This window comes from Neolewinella aquimaris (genome assembly GCF_014197245.1).
Lineage (GTDB): Bacteria > Bacteroidota > Bacteroidia > Chitinophagales > Saprospiraceae > Neolewinella > Neolewinella aquimaris.
Genome location: NZ_JACIFF010000003.1, coordinates 348,510 through 364,669 on the forward strand (window position 1 = coordinate 348,510; position 16,160 = coordinate 364,669).

The 16,160-nt window shown below is 55.8% G+C and carries 13 protein-coding genes; all 13 read right to left on the minus strand.

All coding sequences use genetic code 11. The features are described 5' to 3' along the window. Positions 1–63 precede the first annotated feature (63 nt). The 13 genes from GGR28_RS08080 to GGR28_RS08140 all read right to left on the minus strand — a co-directional run bounded on the left by GGR28_RS08080 (position 64) and on the right by GGR28_RS08140 (position 16,158). Entirely contained in the window at positions 64–1,023 is a 960-nt protein-coding gene (locus GGR28_RS08080) for a UDP-glucuronic acid decarboxylase family protein (RefSeq protein WP_183495256.1), read from the minus strand. A 127-nt stretch (positions 1,024–1,150) separates the two neighbouring features. Then, complete coding sequence (locus GGR28_RS08085; protein ID WP_183495257.1) at positions 1,151–2,746, minus strand: DUF1501 domain-containing protein; 1,596 nt, start codon at positions 2,744–2,746, stop codon at positions 1,151–1,153. Between the two features lie 12 nt (positions 2,747–2,758). Next, positions 2,759–4,384 (minus strand): DUF1800 domain-containing protein, encoded by a 1,626-nt coding sequence (locus tag GGR28_RS08090; RefSeq protein ID WP_183495258.1) that lies wholly within the window; start codon positions 4,382–4,384, stop codon positions 2,759–2,761. Between the two features lie 360 nt (positions 4,385–4,744). After that, the gene (gmd, locus tag GGR28_RS08095; protein WP_183495259.1) at positions 4,745–5,860 is read right to left on the minus strand and encodes a GDP-mannose 4,6-dehydratase; all 1,116 of its coding nucleotides are present in this window, start codon (positions 5,858–5,860) and stop codon (positions 4,745–4,747) included. A gap of 108 nt (positions 5,861–5,968) precedes the next feature. Beyond that, positions 5,969–7,387: an exopolysaccharide biosynthesis polyprenyl glycosylphosphotransferase gene (locus GGR28_RS08100; RefSeq protein WP_183495260.1), complete on the minus strand. Its 1,419-nt coding sequence runs from the start codon at positions 7,385–7,387 to the stop codon at positions 5,969–5,971. Next, entirely contained in the window at positions 7,366–8,619 is a 1,254-nt protein-coding gene (locus GGR28_RS08105; protein ID WP_183495261.1) for a WcaI family glycosyltransferase, read from the minus strand. The genes GGR28_RS08100 and GGR28_RS08105 overlap by 22 nt, the downstream gene beginning before the upstream one ends. Positions 8,620–8,705: 86 nt before the next feature. Beyond that, the gene (locus tag GGR28_RS19455) at positions 8,706–9,308 is read right to left on the minus strand and encodes a putative colanic acid biosynthesis acetyltransferase (protein ID WP_183495401.1); all 603 of its coding nucleotides are present in this window, start codon (positions 9,306–9,308) and stop codon (positions 8,706–8,708) included. Between the two features lie 13 nt (positions 9,309–9,321). Then, on the minus strand, positions 9,322–10,248 hold the full coding sequence (locus GGR28_RS08115; RefSeq protein WP_183495262.1) for a glycosyltransferase family 2 protein: 927 nt from the start codon (positions 10,246–10,248) through the stop codon (positions 9,322–9,324). Beyond that, entirely contained in the window at positions 10,245–11,378 is a 1,134-nt protein-coding gene (locus GGR28_RS19330) for a glycosyltransferase family 4 protein (RefSeq protein WP_183495263.1), read from the minus strand. The genes GGR28_RS08115 and GGR28_RS19330 overlap by 4 nt, the downstream gene beginning before the upstream one ends. Continuing rightward, positions 11,375–12,400, minus strand: coding sequence for a glycosyltransferase family 4 protein (locus GGR28_RS08125; protein ID WP_183495264.1), 1,026 nt, complete (start codon positions 12,398–12,400; stop codon positions 11,375–11,377). Before GGR28_RS08125 ends, GGR28_RS19330 begins: the two co-directional genes overlap by 4 nt. Beyond that, positions 12,393–13,742 (minus strand): hypothetical protein, encoded by a 1,350-nt coding sequence (locus GGR28_RS08130; RefSeq protein ID WP_183495265.1) that lies wholly within the window; start codon positions 13,740–13,742, stop codon positions 12,393–12,395. The genes GGR28_RS08125 and GGR28_RS08130 overlap by 8 nt, the downstream gene beginning before the upstream one ends. Further along, positions 13,742–14,995, minus strand: a complete 1,254-nt coding sequence (locus GGR28_RS08135; protein WP_183495266.1) for a glycosyltransferase family 4 protein — start codon at positions 14,993–14,995, stop codon at positions 13,742–13,744. Before GGR28_RS08135 ends, GGR28_RS08130 begins: the two co-directional genes overlap by 1 nt. Further along, positions 14,992–16,158, minus strand: a complete 1,167-nt coding sequence (locus GGR28_RS08140; RefSeq protein ID WP_183495267.1) for a glycosyltransferase family protein — start codon at positions 16,156–16,158, stop codon at positions 14,992–14,994. The genes GGR28_RS08135 and GGR28_RS08140 overlap by 4 nt, the downstream gene beginning before the upstream one ends. Between the last annotated feature and the right edge of the window lie 2 nt (positions 16,159–16,160).

The following is a 16,160-nucleotide window of genomic DNA, read 5'->3' on the forward strand; positions in this document are numbered from 1 at the left end:
GCAGCGTACTCATAAAAAGCCGTGCGCAGGGGCCCTACCTAAAATGGTTAATTGGTTTGGTTGTTAATTCTTTTTTGCATCGGCCCGGGCAACCGCGTCGCGGAAGTAAGGGAGGGTACGGCGCAGTCCTTCCTCGCGGCTGATCTTCGGCGACCAGTCCAGGATTTCGCGCGCCCGGGTGATATCGGGCTGGCGCACTTTGGGATCGTCGACCGGCAACGGACGGCGGTCGAGGTGAGCATCCGGGTTTCCTACCAGCTCGAGGATCTCCTCCGCGAATTGCATAATGGTCGTCTCGTCCTGGTTGCCGATATTAACCGGCTGGGCGTAGTCGCTCATCAGTAGGCGGTAGATTCCTTCCACCAGGTCATCGACGTAGCAGAAGGAACGCGTCTGGCTGCCGTCGCCAAAAACCGTAAGGCCCTGCCCACGAATGGCCTGACTGAAGAAGGCGGGCAGTACGCGACCGTCGTTTAGTCGCATACGTGGGCCGTAGGTATTGAAGATGCGGACGATGCGCGTTTCCAGATTGTGGAAGGTGTGGTAGGCCATGGTCATGGCTTCCTGGAAGCGCTTAGCTTCGTCGTACACTCCGCGCGGACCCACGGGGTTTACGTTACCCCAGTAATTCTCCTGTTGGGGGTGCTCCAGGGGGTCTCCGTAGACCTCACTCGTGGAAGCGATCAACATCCGGGCGTTTTTGGCCTTCGCCAGACCCAGAAGGTTGTGGGTGCCGAGGCTACCAACTTTCAGGGTCTGAATCGGCATCTTCAAGTAGTCGATAGGACTGGCCGGACTGGCGAAGTGCAGGATGTAGTCCAATTCACCGGGTACGTGGACAAACTTGCTCACGTCGTGGTAGTAGAATTCAAATTCCTTTCGGGGCATCAGATGGGCGATGTTGTCCATCGATCCGGTGATCAGGTTATCCATTCCGATAACGTGAAACCCTTCGGCGATAAAGCGATCGGACAGGTGGGAACCCAAAAAGCCGGCCGCGCCGGTGATCAAGACTTTTTTCATAGGAGCTGGGGTTGAAAATAGTAAGGGGGCGGAAAAGGAAAACCAGGGAGGTCTACGACCCCCCTGGTAACCACAAAATCATCGAGTGTGTTATTGGCTAAAGTACCGTTTTGTACCGTACGGCAACCTAGTTGAACTGCACTTCACGGGTAAGTGCGGCGCCAGAATCAGTTGCTAGTCGAAGTACGTAAGTGCCGGAGGGCAGACGACTGGGTCGGGTGAAGAGCTTATGGTCGGCCTTGCCCTCGACACCAATCTCATTGGCAAGGACCAGGCGGCCGCGGCCGTCGAAGAGGGAGTAGCGAAGGCGATTGCTGCCCGGGCTGTCCACGGAGATCGAAATCTCCTTGCCGTCTCCACTCTGGAAGGGTTGACCGATGGTCCATCCGTCTTCCGTACTGGTATCGTCGGTGTTGACTACATCGTCCTCGTTACACTTATTGGTTAGCGGCAGGTACTTGAACCCGTCGTGGAGTAAGTTCTTGACCTGGGAGGTGCGTACGTTGAACCAGTCGACAAGGATCGATCCGTATACGTCCCGGAAGTCAAACTGCATGGAGACCCCGTCGCCCTGGGAGATGTCGCCGTTTAGATCGACGTTATCCCCACTCACCTGGGATTGAATACAGCTTCCGAAGAGGAACATCGGCGCGGCGGAACCGTGGTCGGTACCGAAACTCGCGTTGGGACGAATACGGCGGCCGAACTCGCTGAAGGTCAGGCCAAGTACGCGCTCGTCCAGCCCCTGAGCTTTCAGGTCGTTCTGGAAATCGCCGATGGCCCGGCTTACGTCGCTCAGAAGTTGAGCGTGAGTACCCATGTGGGTGTTGTTCTCGACAACCTGCGAGGCGTGTAGGTCGAAACCATCCATATAGACGGTGTACACCTTCGAGCGAAGGCCTCCGCTGATCATTCGGGCAACCTTTTTGAGTTGCTCTGCCAGGGGGTTGCTCGAGTTTTTGGGCCAAAGCGATTCGTCGCGGTAGCGGTACGTTACCGCATTGCGACCACGGTCGGCCGCATCCTTGATTACGTCGTTGTAGCTATTCGTCTGGCGAATGGTCGTACGAATGAACGCCAACTCCTCGCCGTACTTGTCGTCCGGGCTCATGCCGTTCATCATGGCAAGCGTCCGGGTGTTGTTCGGATCGAGGACCGTCTGACTAAAGTTGATCTTCGTACCCTCACAGGTTGGGTGAGCCACGTCGCCGATCGAGACTGCGGGCGGATGGGGCTCGGCACTACTCGGGTAGCCTGCGGGGTAACCAGCGTACTGCGTTTCGAGGTAGCGGCCCATCCAACCGGAGGTCAGGAATTCGTCGGCCGCGGAACCCGATGTGTAAATGTCGGTGGAACGGAAGTGACTCCGGTTCTGGTTGGGGTATCCGACGCTCTGAACGATGCCGAGTCGGCCGTCCGAGAAGAGGTTCTTCATGTCCTTCATCTCGGGGTGAAGGCCTAGGGTATCGGTGAGTTTGAGGACTCTTTTCTCCTCGATGGCTACACTACGCCGGACATTAAGTAGGTCGTCGTAGCGGTCGATCGGAATGACGGTATTGAGTCCGTCGTTGCCACCGAAGAGGTGGATGATCACCAGGATGCGATCGGACTCAGGCTCGATGAGTGAGGTGAAGCGGGAACTGTTGGCTCTGACACCGGTGATGGGAACTAGTGCAGGAATACTAAAGGCTGCCGCCGTTTGCAGGAAATTTCTACGTTTCATGGGAGTGAGGAGTTACTGTAGTTGAAATTCGGCGAAGCCAAACATTACTTTGAAAAAATCGCGAAGACGGTCGTCTACGGGGCGGGAATACGTGTCCACACCGGGATTTTGGATGTACTTGGTTACTAGCCAGTTCCAATCGCTGACGGCCGCTCCCCTTAGGAGCATGTTCCTCAACTTGCTTGTCTGCGCACTCGTAATCGGGCGGGGAAGAAAAACAAGTACCGTCTCTTCGACCACCTTGTCAACGTTGTGGGGGTCGGAGAGTGATCTGACGTACGAATAGTAATCCAGATCAATCCGGTCTCCTTTGATGTGGTAATCCTCGTCCAGGATGTTGTCCAATGCGATCCTATCGCGTGACTGCATCAGTGCAGGACTCAACCAGTGGCGGTAGTACTGCGGAGCATCGTAGTAGGCTTTCCAGCCCGAGATGCTGGGCGGTTCCAGGAATTCGAGCTGCAGTTCCGTGCAGTAGTTGGCGTACTGGTTGCCAAGTTCGTACCGTCGCTGGAGATTCAGGGTTTTGGTTTCGTGCCAAAACTCACCGAAGGGGCGCACCATACTGCAAATGAAGTCGTGCGGATTCTTGATGACTGCACCCCGGATACTTTGCCCGTAAAAGTGCTGCGAAGAAAGCAACTGACGCAGTACGGGCTTGACTTCGAAGTTATTGGCAATAAGCGTATCCGCCAGGGGGTAGATTACGTGGGCGAGCACGTCGTCGTCGATATCGTAGTACACGAAGTACCGATAGAGTCGCTTACAGAAGTTGAGGGCTGCGGCTTTGGAACTGAGCAGGATGTCGATGACCTGCTTGTATTCGTTGGCTCCACCGTTGCGAATCACTTTGTTGCCGAACCGATGGCTCAACTGCTTGTCGCCGGTATCGTGGGCAGCGCTGTCGAAGTAGCTTTCTACGGGAATATCGTAGTCACTGTAGAGGAAGTCTTTGTTGCGCCATCCGGTGAAGGCACGGGCCAGTGCGGCGACATCCTGCTCCGTGAAGGTGGTGTAATCTCCTTCACCCGCCAGTTCTCCTTTACCTACCGTAAAGAGCTCCATTACTTCGCGGGCGAAGTTTTCGTTGGGATTCTTCTTGTGGTTGGTGTGACCATCGAGGCAGAAAAGCATCCGGGGTTCCACAGCAATGCGCTGCAGCATAGTCCGGAAGTTGCCAACCGCTAGCTCCTGGTACAACCGGAGTTCCTTGTACATCGCGCGGTGATCGGTCAGGGGACCTGAGATGGCGAAGTAGTTCAGCCAGAAGAAGCACATTCTTTCCTGAATGTTGGTCTGGTCGACCCGCATCATGTTGTTGTAGTACCACCCCTTGAGGGACATGCCACGGTACTGGTTGGACCCCTTGTAGCTGGCGTTTATCCAGGTTTGGCCGAGCTGGACGTATTCGTCGTAGTCGTTCCGGTACTTAACCGGGGGGTCTGGAATGGGGGCTGACTTTAGAAGCAGATCCAGCGTAGCACTAAGGCCGGCTTGCTGGGCGGTTTTAATCTCTTTTAAGGAGGGACCTAAAACGGTGCGGCGGAGAAGGTGAGCAGCTTTTTCGAGATCCCAAGCCCCAGTATAGGGTGAGATCGGAGAAGCAGCAGTTGGCTGCTGTGTGGACTGTTTAGACAAATCTTCGGTATTTAACGTAAAACAATCAGGTGATGCCCCCGCGACTTACGTCGTTGGAACTAATCTTGAGAGCTTTGCAAATTGGAATACCGTTAGAAGGCGTGTCATACCCAGGATTTCTCCCGGCGGCCCAAAATTACAAGGACCGTGTCTAAAAACCAAATCGTTAATCAAGTTGCGAAACAAGCCCTCACTATAATCCGATGATAACATCGGAGGAAATAAAGCGAAACGGGCTGAATTTGATCGCTATTGCTAGAACAACCGCGAGTAATCGGCTGTCGGAAGTATTAACCTCCCAACCACGAAAGATATTTTGCAAGTGACAAAAATTTTCACGGTTGGGAGGTCAAGTGCTCGCTATTCGTACTGGTTTCTCACCTCAAAGCCCTCGCGCTTTAACAACTGGTCGCGACGGAAAAGGGTCACGTCGGCCCGCACCATCTCGGAACACATTGCCGCCAGATCGTAAGTATGCTTCCAGTTAAGCTTCTCCTGCGCCTTGGCCGGGTTGCCAAGCAGGAGCTCAACTTCCGTAGGCCGGAAGTAACGGGGATCGACCGAGACGACCGTAGTTCCTACCGCAAGTGGGAAGTCGTCGTTGTGGATTTCGGAGATGATGCCCACCTCATCGGCGCCCTCGCCCCGGAACTCTAACTCGACTCCTACTTCCTTAAAGGACATGCGGACAAAATCGCGAACGCGGGTCGTGATGCCCGTCGCCAAGACAAAGTCATCGGGTTCATCGTGCTGGAGGATGCGCCACATTCCCTCGACGTAGTCCTTTGCGTGGCCCCAGTCACGTTGTGCGTCCAGGTTACCCAGGAACAATTGATCCTGCAGGCCGAGCGAGATCTTGGCAACGGCGCGGGTGATCTTGCGGGTTACGAAGGTCTCTCCGCGAAGGGGGCTTTCGTGATTGAACAGGATGCCGTTGCTGGCGAACATACCGTATGCTTCCCGGTAGTTGACCGTGATCCAGTAGGCGTAAAGTTTCGCTACGGCGTAGGGCGAACGCGGATAGAAAGGAGTGGTCTCCGACTGGGGAACCTCCTGAACCAGACCGTACAGCTCAGAAGTGGATGCCTGATAGAACTTTGTTTTTTCCGTCAGCCCTAACAACCGGATGGCTTCCAGTAAGCGGGTCGTACCGATGCCATCGGCGTCGGCGGCGTATTCCGGCATGTCGAAGCTCACCTTCACGTGGCTCATGGCTGCTAGGTTGTAAATCTCGTCGGGTTGTACTTCCTGAACAATGCGAACGAGGTTCGTGGAGTCCGTTAGGTCTCCGTAGTGGAGAATCAGGTTGCGTTCCGATACGTGGGGGTCCTGGTAGAGGTGATCTATGCGATCGGTGTTGAACTGCGATGCGCGGCGTTTGATCCCGTGAACTTCGTAGCCTTTACCCAGCAGCAGCTCGGTTAGATAGGCGCCGTCCTGTCCGGTGACACCGGTTATAATGGCCTTTTTTGACATGGTCTATGGTTTTATTGGGTGCATTTAAAAAGAAGGGGGGCAGGGGAGTCGGTAAAAGTACCATCTCCCCCACCCCCTCATGAGTTAAACCGGTGTGTAAATTTATTCCTATAGCGCGTTTTCTTCACCCTTGAGGGCATTATACACGGTCATCAGTACGCAGCGGATGTCCATCAACAGACTCCAGTTCTCTAGGTACCATACATCGTATTCGACCCGCTTTTCCATCTTCCACACCTCATCGGTAGGACTCCGGTAGCCGTTAATTTGCGCCAGTCCGGTCACGCCGGGCTTCACTTTGTGGCGGATCATGAAGGTGTCGATGATGCGGGAATACTCTTCGGTGTGCTTCACCATGTGCGGGCGGGGACCGACGACGGACATTTGACCCAGGAACACGTTGATGAACTGAGGAAACTCATCCAGACTGGTCCTACGCAGGAAGGCTCCTACCTTAGTGATGCGATCGTCGCCGCGGGTCGCTTGCTTCTCGTCGGCGCGTTCGTTAAGGCGCATCGAGCGGAACTTCCACATCCGGAACACATTGTTGCGGTAGCCCGTACGCTCCTGGCGGAAGAAGATTGGTCCCGGGTCTTCCCGGTAGATGGCGATGGCCACGATGGGCATCAGGATTGGAAAAATGAACAGGATCACCAGCGTGCTGACGACAATGTCAAAGGCGCGCTTAAAGAACTTATTACGGAGCGCGGTGAGGGGTTCCTCCTTCAGGGTAAGCATGGACAAGTCACCGAGTTGTTGGCACTTGTAGGTCCGAGGGAAGAGGGTCGTCTCACGGGGTGCGACCTCCACATCGATGAACTGCGCCTCGCAGATACGCATGATCTCCCGCTCCTCCTTTAGGGACAGGTCGCTGTGGAAGAAGATTAGCTTATCGATGTTTGGTCGACTTAGCAGGTAAGACTTCAGTTCATCGTACTGGCCAATATTGGATACGTTAGCGTGGGGAGTATTGCCGAAACGGCCCACGAACTCCGCGCTTCCGGGGAAACAATAATCGAAGGCCTTGAAGAGCTGTTGGAGGTTTTCCGCCTTTCCGCCCACGATCACGTAGCGAAACTTTTCAAACGGGCTTTCCTCCCGTAGGCGGTGGAACACCCGGCCGGTGGATACCAGGATCAGGGCCAGGCCGTGTGCGAGCAGGATGAAGGGGGTATACGGTGCTTCCCTCAGTACGTTATAATAAAATAGAGAGGTGAAGGACAGCAGGAAGATCAAAAGTTTGAAGACTTTAGATAGTTGCTGTTCCATCCTTACCCGCTCGTACCAGCGGTATGCGTTGAAGTACACGCAGAGCCAGCCCCAGGCGATGTTGACAAAAACCACCAGCGCCAGGTTGCGCCCGTTGATTACGCTGTCGTAATCGAAAACTCCGTAGGTGATTATGCTCGCAAGAAAAAAGGAGAGATTGATAAGGATGAAGTCCGTAGCAATAAGATCATAGCGGTGCGGGGTCGCCCGCAGCACCCTCGTGTGGGACGCCGTGTTTAACTGGGATGAGATTTCCATGAAGTGTGTTGTTTAGTGTCTAGTGTCAGAATCCGTCTAAAGCCTAATAAGATATTCTCTTTATCTAAATTTTTCGCAGCAAATGCATGCGCACCACGACAATCCGCCGCGCGCTGCCCGCTCAGTATTTCTCTGATGCCCTTTTCTAGAGCGTTTATGTCTTCAGGTTCAATGGTTGTTCCAAGGTGGTGTTCCGACACGACATCGTGAAGGGTGGTACCGGCCTCCGCCGTTACGAGTGCATGTCCACCAACGGCCAGAATGTTCGTTAGTTTGGAGGGCATGACCAGGTCAGCAGCGGCTTTTTTCTGTAATACGAGATGGACATCCGCCGCGGCAAGTGAGGCTGCCAGCCGTTTTAACGGCTGAAGTGGCTTGAAGACGACATTATCCAGATTCATTTCCTCGGCCATCGCCATAAGGCGAGACTTTGCTCCGCCCTCCCCTATAATGAGAAAGGTCAGATTCGGAATGTCGCGGAGTCGCTCAGCAACGAATAAAACATCTTCTAATCCTTGCTTTTCCCCCAGGTTGCCTGCGTACAGGACGATGCGATCGTGGTCAGTAAAACCCCAATCGCTCCTGGCGGATGCTTCGCGCGATACTGGGTATACGAGATTTTGGTCCACCCAGTTCGGAAAGAGAACGATATTTTCTCGATTTACCCCTTTTTTAACAATTTTCCGGACCATTCCGGTGCTGATGGTCGAGATGGCAGTTACTTGCCGCAGCAGCCACCGTTCGGCTCGTTCGAGCAGTTGCAGCAGTCCTTCCTGGCGAATCATCTCCAAATCGCGTGCCGCATCCACCTGCAGGTCCTGGATGTGATTGATCACCGGGGTGCCGTGAATCCACTTGTGGGGCAAGGCTACGAAACCGAGGTGAAAGGGCGGGCTGATGCACAGGATCAGGTCGTACGTCCGGAAATAACGCGGAAGCCAGTACCAGAGCGAGCTCACGACAAAACTAACCTCATGGAGGATGCGCCGCACGCCGGTGACTTCGGTCGGCACGTACAGTGGACACCGTAGCACACGGACCCCGTCGATCGTTTCTTGGCGATATCCTCCCCGGTATTCTTCCTTGACCTTCCACTGGGGGTAGTAAGGAGGAGCGGTGATTACTTCCACCTCATCCCCGATGCTGGCAAAGTGCGCTGCCATCTCCCCGGTATATTTACCGATACCGGTAAGTTCCGGGGCATAATTTATGCCGTAGATTAAAATTCTCACAGTAGTAGGGCCGACGATTATTGCCGGCTTTTAGGTTTCGTCTTAGATTCGCTGGGGCGTGGGGGTTGATTGGTTGGGTATAAACTTCATGGTGCTTGTCTTACTTGATCTAAGTCATTTGACTCTGATCCGGTAGATTCACCTTCGGATTGGATTCGGTCTTTTATAACCCGCGCGGGCGATCCCATACAGATCTTTCCCGGTGGGAGGTCTTTAAAAACGGAGGATCTGGCACCCACCAAGGTGCCTCGGCCTATGGTAACCCCCGGAGCAATGTACACATCGGTGGCTATCCAACATTCTGCCTCTACATATATAGGGCAACTGTAAATAGCAAATTCGGGGCTTTCCGCGTCATGGCTACCGGTGCAAAGATAGCTTTTTTGTGAAACTACTGCGTCATGGCCGATCGTAATGTTGCCCAAACTGTAAAGCACCACGTCATCGCCGATCCAAGCGTGGTCGCCAATGGAGACTTTCCAGGGGAACTGGGTACGTACCGAAGGGCGAATTACCACACCTTCCCCCACCGCGGCTCCGAAGCGTCGGAGCAGCCACCGGCGCCAGCCGTACATGAACTGGGGCGAGGGGCGGAACAGGAGCGATTCGGTGATCCACCACAGTTGAACGACCCAGGCGGGCCTTCCCCGGAAGCCTTCCGGCATACTGAATTTACTCAGGTCCTGGATGCGGCGGGACATTCTACGCAACGGTTGCCGGCTCACGGTTGAGAAAGAGGTTTACGTCGAGGTCGTACTTATCCCTGACTACTTCCTCCAGCGGGCGGTGCTTCATTTCCTGCTTGATCTCGAAAATCGTGGAATCAACGAGGAAGCGGAACCAGAAACCCTGCAGAAAGTGAAAGATGAGTCCCTCCTTGCCGTCCAGAAAGCCCAACTTGATGATGTACCGGTGAAACAGGTACATGAAGCTGCGCAGAAAAAGGGGCGATCGTTGGAATACGCGACTCTTCAGCCACCGTTTACGCTCGATGGGATTGCCCATCAGCCGGGCATTTACCTCCCCTGTGTCGCTCTCCGCCAGGATGGACTCAACCGCCTCGAAGACGGCCCAGCGGGCGTGGGAAACGGTAAAGTCGCGCAGGCTGCTCATTACACCGTCCTCGAGATCGGCATCCTTGCTGGCCTTGGCGGTCTCGCCGTCCACCACAAAGTGCTGATCGTAGACCTTGTTTTCACAGTGACCCAGGTGCCGCCGGTAGAGGCGAAGGTGATAAATGGGGTGGTAGCCGCCGTACTTGATCCAGCGGTCCATGAAAATGGCCCGGCGGGCAAACATGTACCCGTCAACCTCCCGCTGGTCGGGGTCGAAAGATTCGTTGATCCATTTGGCCATACCGGGGGTTAACCGCTCACCGGCGTCGAGGTGAAGGACCCACTCGCCGGGGTTGGGTAGGTTGGCCTGTGCCCAGTTGCGCTGCGCGGCGTAATTCTTGAACACGTGCTGCACGTAGGGGATGCCCCGCTGTTCCAAAATATCGAGGGTCCGATCTTTGGAAAAGGAGTCAACTACGAAAACGGGTGCCTGCACGGTCGCCAGCGAATCGAGACAGCGCTCGATGTTTGCCTCTTCGTTGTAGGTGAGGATGACGATGGTAAGCTGTTTCATGATAGCATCTTTTGGTAAGCTGCTTCCCATTCGCCTACGTTGGCGTGGATACTGAACTTCTCCCGGGCGAGCCGCAGAGCATTCTTGTTTAGTTCCTTCATTTGGGGAGGGGAGAGGGTGTGAATATGGTCAATGATACGGGTCAGGCTGTCCGGGTCGTTGTCGATCCAGTAGCCCGCATTGTGTTCTTCGAGTACTTGCCAGGGGGTGCCGGTAGAGGCCACCGCCGGAGTGCCCTGCGCTAATCCTTCCATCACTACGATACCGAAGTTCTCCGTGTGGGACGGCATAAAGGTAAACCACGCGGCAGCCAGTAATTCTTCCTTCTGGCGCCCGTCTCGGTGTCCGAGAAAGCGGATCTTATTGGTCAGACCGAGATCTTCTACCTGTTTGACCAGGCCGTAGCCGTATTCGTTGTAGTAGTCTCCGACGATCTTCAGGGTAAACTCACCCTTCAGGAAGGTTTCCGAATTTGCCAATCCGGTGATCAGGTTCTCAACGGCCTTTTTGGGGTCGATGCGGCCAATGTATAGAAAGTATTTTTCCTTGGTCGTGACGATGGGTTCCGGCAATTCCATGTAGTTCGGGATCTGAATGATCTTGGATTCAGTCCCAAAATTGTCTCTAATGTACTGGGTTTCTGCATCACAGGTCGAATGAAACCAGAGGAGGTCCTTACTGACCAGGTAGTTGATCAGTTGAATCACCGCCGCCTTCTTTCGGCGGGAACGCAGGAGCATGGGCGGATCCAAATCGCCACGCGAAGACCAGATCATCGGCTTGCCGAAAAACCAGGTGTTCAGCGTCGCCATGACCAAGGAGGCCGGGTAGCTGATCATCGAAAGGTGAAGAATGTCGGCCTTGCGAATTTTGCCCAACGCCCGGGCAACCAACCCCAGGGGCAAATAATGGAGTGGGGTGCGGGTATAGACCACCAACCCGTAGTCGGTGTCGAGCCATCTTCCCCTGGGCATGGGCAGTGACTGCCCGAAGTCGGTGGTGGAGATGATGGCCTTATGCCCGCGCCGGGTCAGCGCCTTGGTAATCCAGTATACGGTATTGTCAGGACCGCCCGTCTGGGCTGGGTAAAAGCTTCCCGCGGGGAAGAGAATAGTAAGTTTATCTTTCACAGTAAGCTGGAGTATAGAGCAAGGTATTGATTGGCAATCGACCCGATGTGATAGTTGTCGGCATTGGCCCGCCCCCTTTGAATAAGATTTTGACGGTACGTCTTGTCCTGGATAATTTGAGTGATACCGCGCCGGATGTCCGTTGGATCATAAGGATCTACCAGAACGGCACCGTCTTCGCCGGCAACTTCCCGGTGGGGGGAAAGGTCGCTGGTGACTACGGCCCGGCCGGTCATTTGTGCTTCGAGGATCGGAAGACCAAACCCCTCGTAGGTTGAAACGAAAACCAGTAGATCACAGTCTACGTAACGCTGTCTAACTTCCTCATCGCTTAGTCCGGTGGCCCAGTGCGCATCGATCCCGAAGTCATCCAGTACCTGGAGATCGGTGGGATCGGGCTGACCCACGATCTCCAGCCGGCAGGGCAAACCGTGGAGGGCTTCCGCAAGCCGCGCGATGTTCTTATTTTTCTTCACCCCGATCTGTAGGATGGTAGGGTACTCCGCACGGAAGTCGGCCGGATGGTGGGTGAAGGCGGGATCGACGAAATTGGGGATCACCCGCAGCTTGTTCGGGTCGCAGCTGGTCAGTTCGAGAAGTTCCTGGCGGGTCTTTTCACTGATCACGGTTACGGCGGATGCCCGCCGAATGGGCCACTCGAAGATCAGCCAACGGTAAAACCAGTACCGCGGATGCCACTTGGCGTACCGCAGTAGCGGATTGCAGTCGTGGATGGTGATCACGGTCGGCCCGGAAAGGTTGAAAACAACGGAATTGACATCACCGGTAACGTGCCAAATGCTTTGCTGTTCTGAACTGCTCTGCTCCTGCGCGCCCGCCCACGCCAGGTTCTGCCGGACGTTGGGAAGCGTATTGTTGTAAACGGGAAGTTCGAGTTGTTGCACCCGAAGGCCCTTACGGACAAACTCCGGGCTGAGCTGCTCGAACAGTCTCTCAATGCTAAAGGCCGTGGGGTACCGCTTGCGAAATACCAACTTGAGGGTATAGTTTGGCTCAGGCATCTTGGTTTTCGGTGTAGGGGTCGTTGATCGCGGCAACGATCAGGGATGCCGTCAGTATTCCAAAGCCCAGAATGGTGGGTGGTCCCCACTGGCCGTAAACGATCTGAACCAGGCCGAAACTGAGCAGGATCCAGGGAAGGGCGTCGCTGTTCGTCAGCAGGGTGGCGAGGCTCTTGAGCATCAGGTGGATGGCCAAAACTACCCGGGTACCGATGGCGATAATGCCGATAAAGGGGCCGAATTCACCCATGACCCGCTGCCACTCGTTTTCCCCCACCAGAAACACCAACTCTCCGCTGATCAGTTTGCTGCCCACGTTGGTGCCCATGCCCATCCCGAACCCCCATAATCCCTCGCGGGTAGAGTTATTGATGGCGCCCAGGTTGCCGCCCAGGAAGCGGGTCATTAGGGTCCCCTCGATGCTGCCGCCCTCCGATTTAGCTGCCAGGGTAAACCGCGTCAGTAGCACGTCGATACTGGTCTGGAAGAAGGGAAACTGATACATGATCAGCAACGCGGGGGGAAGGACGAGTAAAAAGATGACGATGCGACCGAAAGAACGGCCGCTCCTGAAGGAGGCGATGAGTAGAAAGGCTATCGTAATTCCCAGCTGGAATACGTAGCCGCGGCTGAGGGACAACGGAATCGCCAGCAATACGCCTGCCGTTGCCACCAACAACAGGAGGCTCGAAATTTCATGTTTGCGGCTGATCCAGAAGTAAGCGACGAAACTGGCCGCCAGGTCGAAGAACAGCGTTACGCCGATGGTGAACGAAAAGGTGCCGGGTGGGCGGAAGTACCCCATTGCGCCGCTGAACCCCGCACCCTCCATATCGCCACCTACGCCCCGATTTACCCAGGCCGACTGGGGACTGTAGAACTGAATCCCGATCAGGATCACCATGGGGATCACCAGCCAGAGAATAAAGCGCCCGACCTGGAGTACGTCGTCGCGGGTCAGGACCTGACCGAGTACGAAGATCAGGGGAAAATGCAGGGCGGTAATTCGGGCACCGAAGATGTCGACCATCAGGTTTTGGTGTCCTACCGCGAGCGCCAGAAAGAAAGCTACGATCGTAAACGCGAAGGATACGAGCGTGTAGGGATTGAGTACCCGGAAACGGCTCGCGGCGGCTTGCAACAGAATGAGCAAAGCCACCGGATCACGTGCGATGAGCAGGGGAGTCGCCAGCCCGGGTAAGAACCACTTTCTCAACGCTCCCTCGAAAATGAGCAGGAGCACGTACAACCAGAACAACTGCTTGATGGTCCGGGCTGCCCCGTGATCATACGTCTGGGTTGAGGGCAAGCTCATCGTGCGGGAGAGGGAGGGAGACGCCATCAATCCACAGGATTTAACTGTAGGTGTTGCTGTAGACCGCGGACCACTGCATTACCGTACGCTTCCCAGGTGTAGCGGGCGGCGTGCCGCCGGGCGGCCTCCCCCATGCGGGGAATTTCGGTGCGATTTTGCACGAACCACTCTATGCTTTTGGCAATTGCTTCGGGTGACCGAATGGGCACCAAAAAGCCGGTCTCATCCGGGATGACCAGGTCCGCCCCCCCGGTGTTAGGGGTGATGATGATGGGTAGCCCCTGGCTCATCGCTTCCTGCATGACCAGGGCCCTCCCCTCTACGATGGAGGGCAAACAGAACACGTCGCAACTGCCCATGAGCTTGAGGACTTCACTGTGGGGACGCGTGCGCTCGTAGGTGAAGCCGGCGTACTGTGAGCGGTAAAATTCGAGCGGTTGGCGGAGCCCTCCGAGAACAACCAGCTCTACTGCCGAAGTATCGAGCAGTTTCATTGCGGCAAACAAATCCGCGAGTCCCTTGCGCTGGGTAAGGGATCCCGCAAACAGTACCCGCAGCGGGCGGTCGGTAGGTTTGGCGGGGACGGGACCGCTGACGGCAGGCACGAGTGGTGAGCCGAACGGGGCGACGATGCGGTGCTTGTCGGCCGCCCAGTCGGGCAGGGAGTCCATTACGAAGGATCCGGGCCCGATGACCGCGTCCGCCAGTTCCAGTTCCCTGGTCTTACGTTCCAGTTTTTCGTCGCTGTCGCCGGTGCCGCCGCCCATGGTCGGGCTCCACGCGGGGTAGCGCTCGGCTTCTTCGGAGACCAACCGTCCTTTGGTGTCCCAGTACGCGATGGGAAGATCGTAGTAGCACCTGAGGCCACGTTCCTTTGCGGCGGTAAAGGTAGCCAGGGCTCCGTCTTCGTAGGCGTACACCCCGCGGACAGTGGGGTGATCGTCAAGGTGGCGTGCCACCCGGGTATCGAGGGCCTGGTAGACCTTATCGACCGAAAACACCCCCTTTTCGTGGGCGGTGAGTGCGGGCAGACCGGCCTTGCCCGCAAACATGCGGCCCAATTCGACCGGGGGGTACTGATGGGTCAAAGCCTGCAGGTGGGAAGGATAGGCGCGGCGGCCGAAGTCGCCCATACCGGGAAGCTTGCCTGCCTTGTCCCAAAAATTACCGGGAAAAGTGGCGATGGAAGTATAGAAGGCTTCCAGTGATTCGCTGCGGTACAGACTTTCGGCGATCGCACGAAGATTTGCGTTTCCGGTAGGGTGGGAGAGAATGATCATTGGGGGCGTGAGAATGCGGAAAATTCGGTTGGCTGGTGGCTGGGTGCTAGCCCTAAGTCTGCGGTAAAGCGGCGGGCAACACCCTGTACCGAAATGGTGGTGGTGTCAAGCACGGCGGCAGCTTCCGTGGCGGCGCGGAGCGCAGGAGCAGAGAAGGTCTGCAGAACAGCTGCGGTCAGTTCCGGGGAGAAGAAGCTCGGGCTGCGTTCCGTCTTCCAGGGGGCAGCTACCGGAACGCCGTGACTCAAAAATGCCGCTACGGTCCCACTTTTTCCGATTGCGTGGTACGGTACAGGCGTGATTCCCAGATTAAGGGAGGCCATTATCTGACTGATTTCTTCGGATGGCATGAATCCCAGGGCATGAATGGTAGCGCCGGGGAAGAGCTCATTTAGCGTAGCCGAGGTCTCCCGCGACTTCGATTCCGACCCCCCCATCAGGAAAATTTCTAGCGTCTTTTGCTGGGAATCCGTCCACTGCATCAGTTTCCGAATCAAGGTGAGGATCTCCTCCCGGAGGTCCATCTGACTGAAGAATCCCAGGCGGAAAGTCTCCTGACTAGGTAAGGTAACCGGCCGATTGACGGGGCTGATGTTCGGAAAAAGCGGGAGGGGCTGCGTCTGAATTCCCAGACTACGGAGTTTGTTTTGGTAGCCCGGAAGGTGGGTGTGCCGGATTTCGGGCCGCAACGATCGCACTACGGCCACTGCCGCCAGTCGTTGCAGGAGCGAGATGGTAGTGTCCTTGGGGGTAAGTAGCCCGCGTTGGTCGATCCACAGTTCGTGAAACATTACGTGCCATTTTCCGCGGTTGCGGAGGGTGCGCAGTTTGCGGGCGAAGGATAGGGGTAATCCGTAGGCATTGAAGGAATAAGGGACGTACTGCAGGCTCAACCAGTCGGGGTCGAACTCATCGATCGCGGCCTGCAGCAGGTGGGTGCGCTCGTTTTCCGTGGTGGCATAGGGGATTCTGACAACCGAAACCGACGTACCGTCCGCGGCCTGCGTCCCGCTAACCAGTTCCGGAGTGACTTTATCGTGGGTAGCCACTATTGCCACCGCGTAGCCCATACCGATCAACTCGGCGGCGAGCCGGCGGGTATAGTCGCCTACCCCGTCCTTGCCGGGAGCCAGTGAGCCACAAAAGAATTGAATACGCTTCATGT

What these genes read in the sequence shown, in the direction of transcription:
- GGR28_RS08125 (WP_183495264.1), bottom strand. Translation starts at nt 12,400, where the DNA reads ATGCCTGAGCCAAACTATACCCTCAAGTTGGTATTTCGCAAGCGGTAC.
- GGR28_RS08140 (WP_183495267.1), bottom strand. Translation starts at nt 16,158, where the DNA reads ATGAAGCGTATTCAATTCTTTTGTGGCTCACTGGCTCCCGGCAAGGAC.
- GGR28_RS08115 (WP_183495262.1), bottom strand. Translation starts at nt 10,248, where the DNA reads ATGAAACAGCTTACCATCGTCATCCTCACCTACAACGAAGAGGCAAAC.
- GGR28_RS08135 (WP_183495266.1), bottom strand. Translation starts at nt 14,995, where the DNA reads ATGATCATTCTCTCCCACCCTACCGGAAACGCAAATCTTCGTGCGATC.
- GGR28_RS08080 (WP_183495256.1), bottom strand. Translation starts at nt 1,023, where the DNA reads ATGAAAAAAGTCTTGATCACCGGCGCGGCCGGCTTTTTGGGTTCCCAC.
- gmd (WP_183495259.1), bottom strand. Translation starts at nt 5,860, where the DNA reads ATGTCAAAAAAGGCCATTATAACCGGTGTCACCGGACAGGACGGCGCC.
- GGR28_RS08085 (WP_183495257.1), bottom strand. Translation starts at nt 2,746, where the DNA reads ATGAAACGTAGAAATTTCCTGCAAACGGCGGCAGCCTTTAGTATTCCT.
- GGR28_RS08130 (WP_183495265.1), bottom strand. Translation starts at nt 13,742, where the DNA reads ATGGCGTCTCCCTCCCTCTCCCGCACGATGAGCTTGCCCTCAACCCAG.
- GGR28_RS08100 (WP_183495260.1), bottom strand. Translation starts at nt 7,387, where the DNA reads ATGGAAATCTCATCCCAGTTAAACACGGCGTCCCACACGAGGGTGCTG.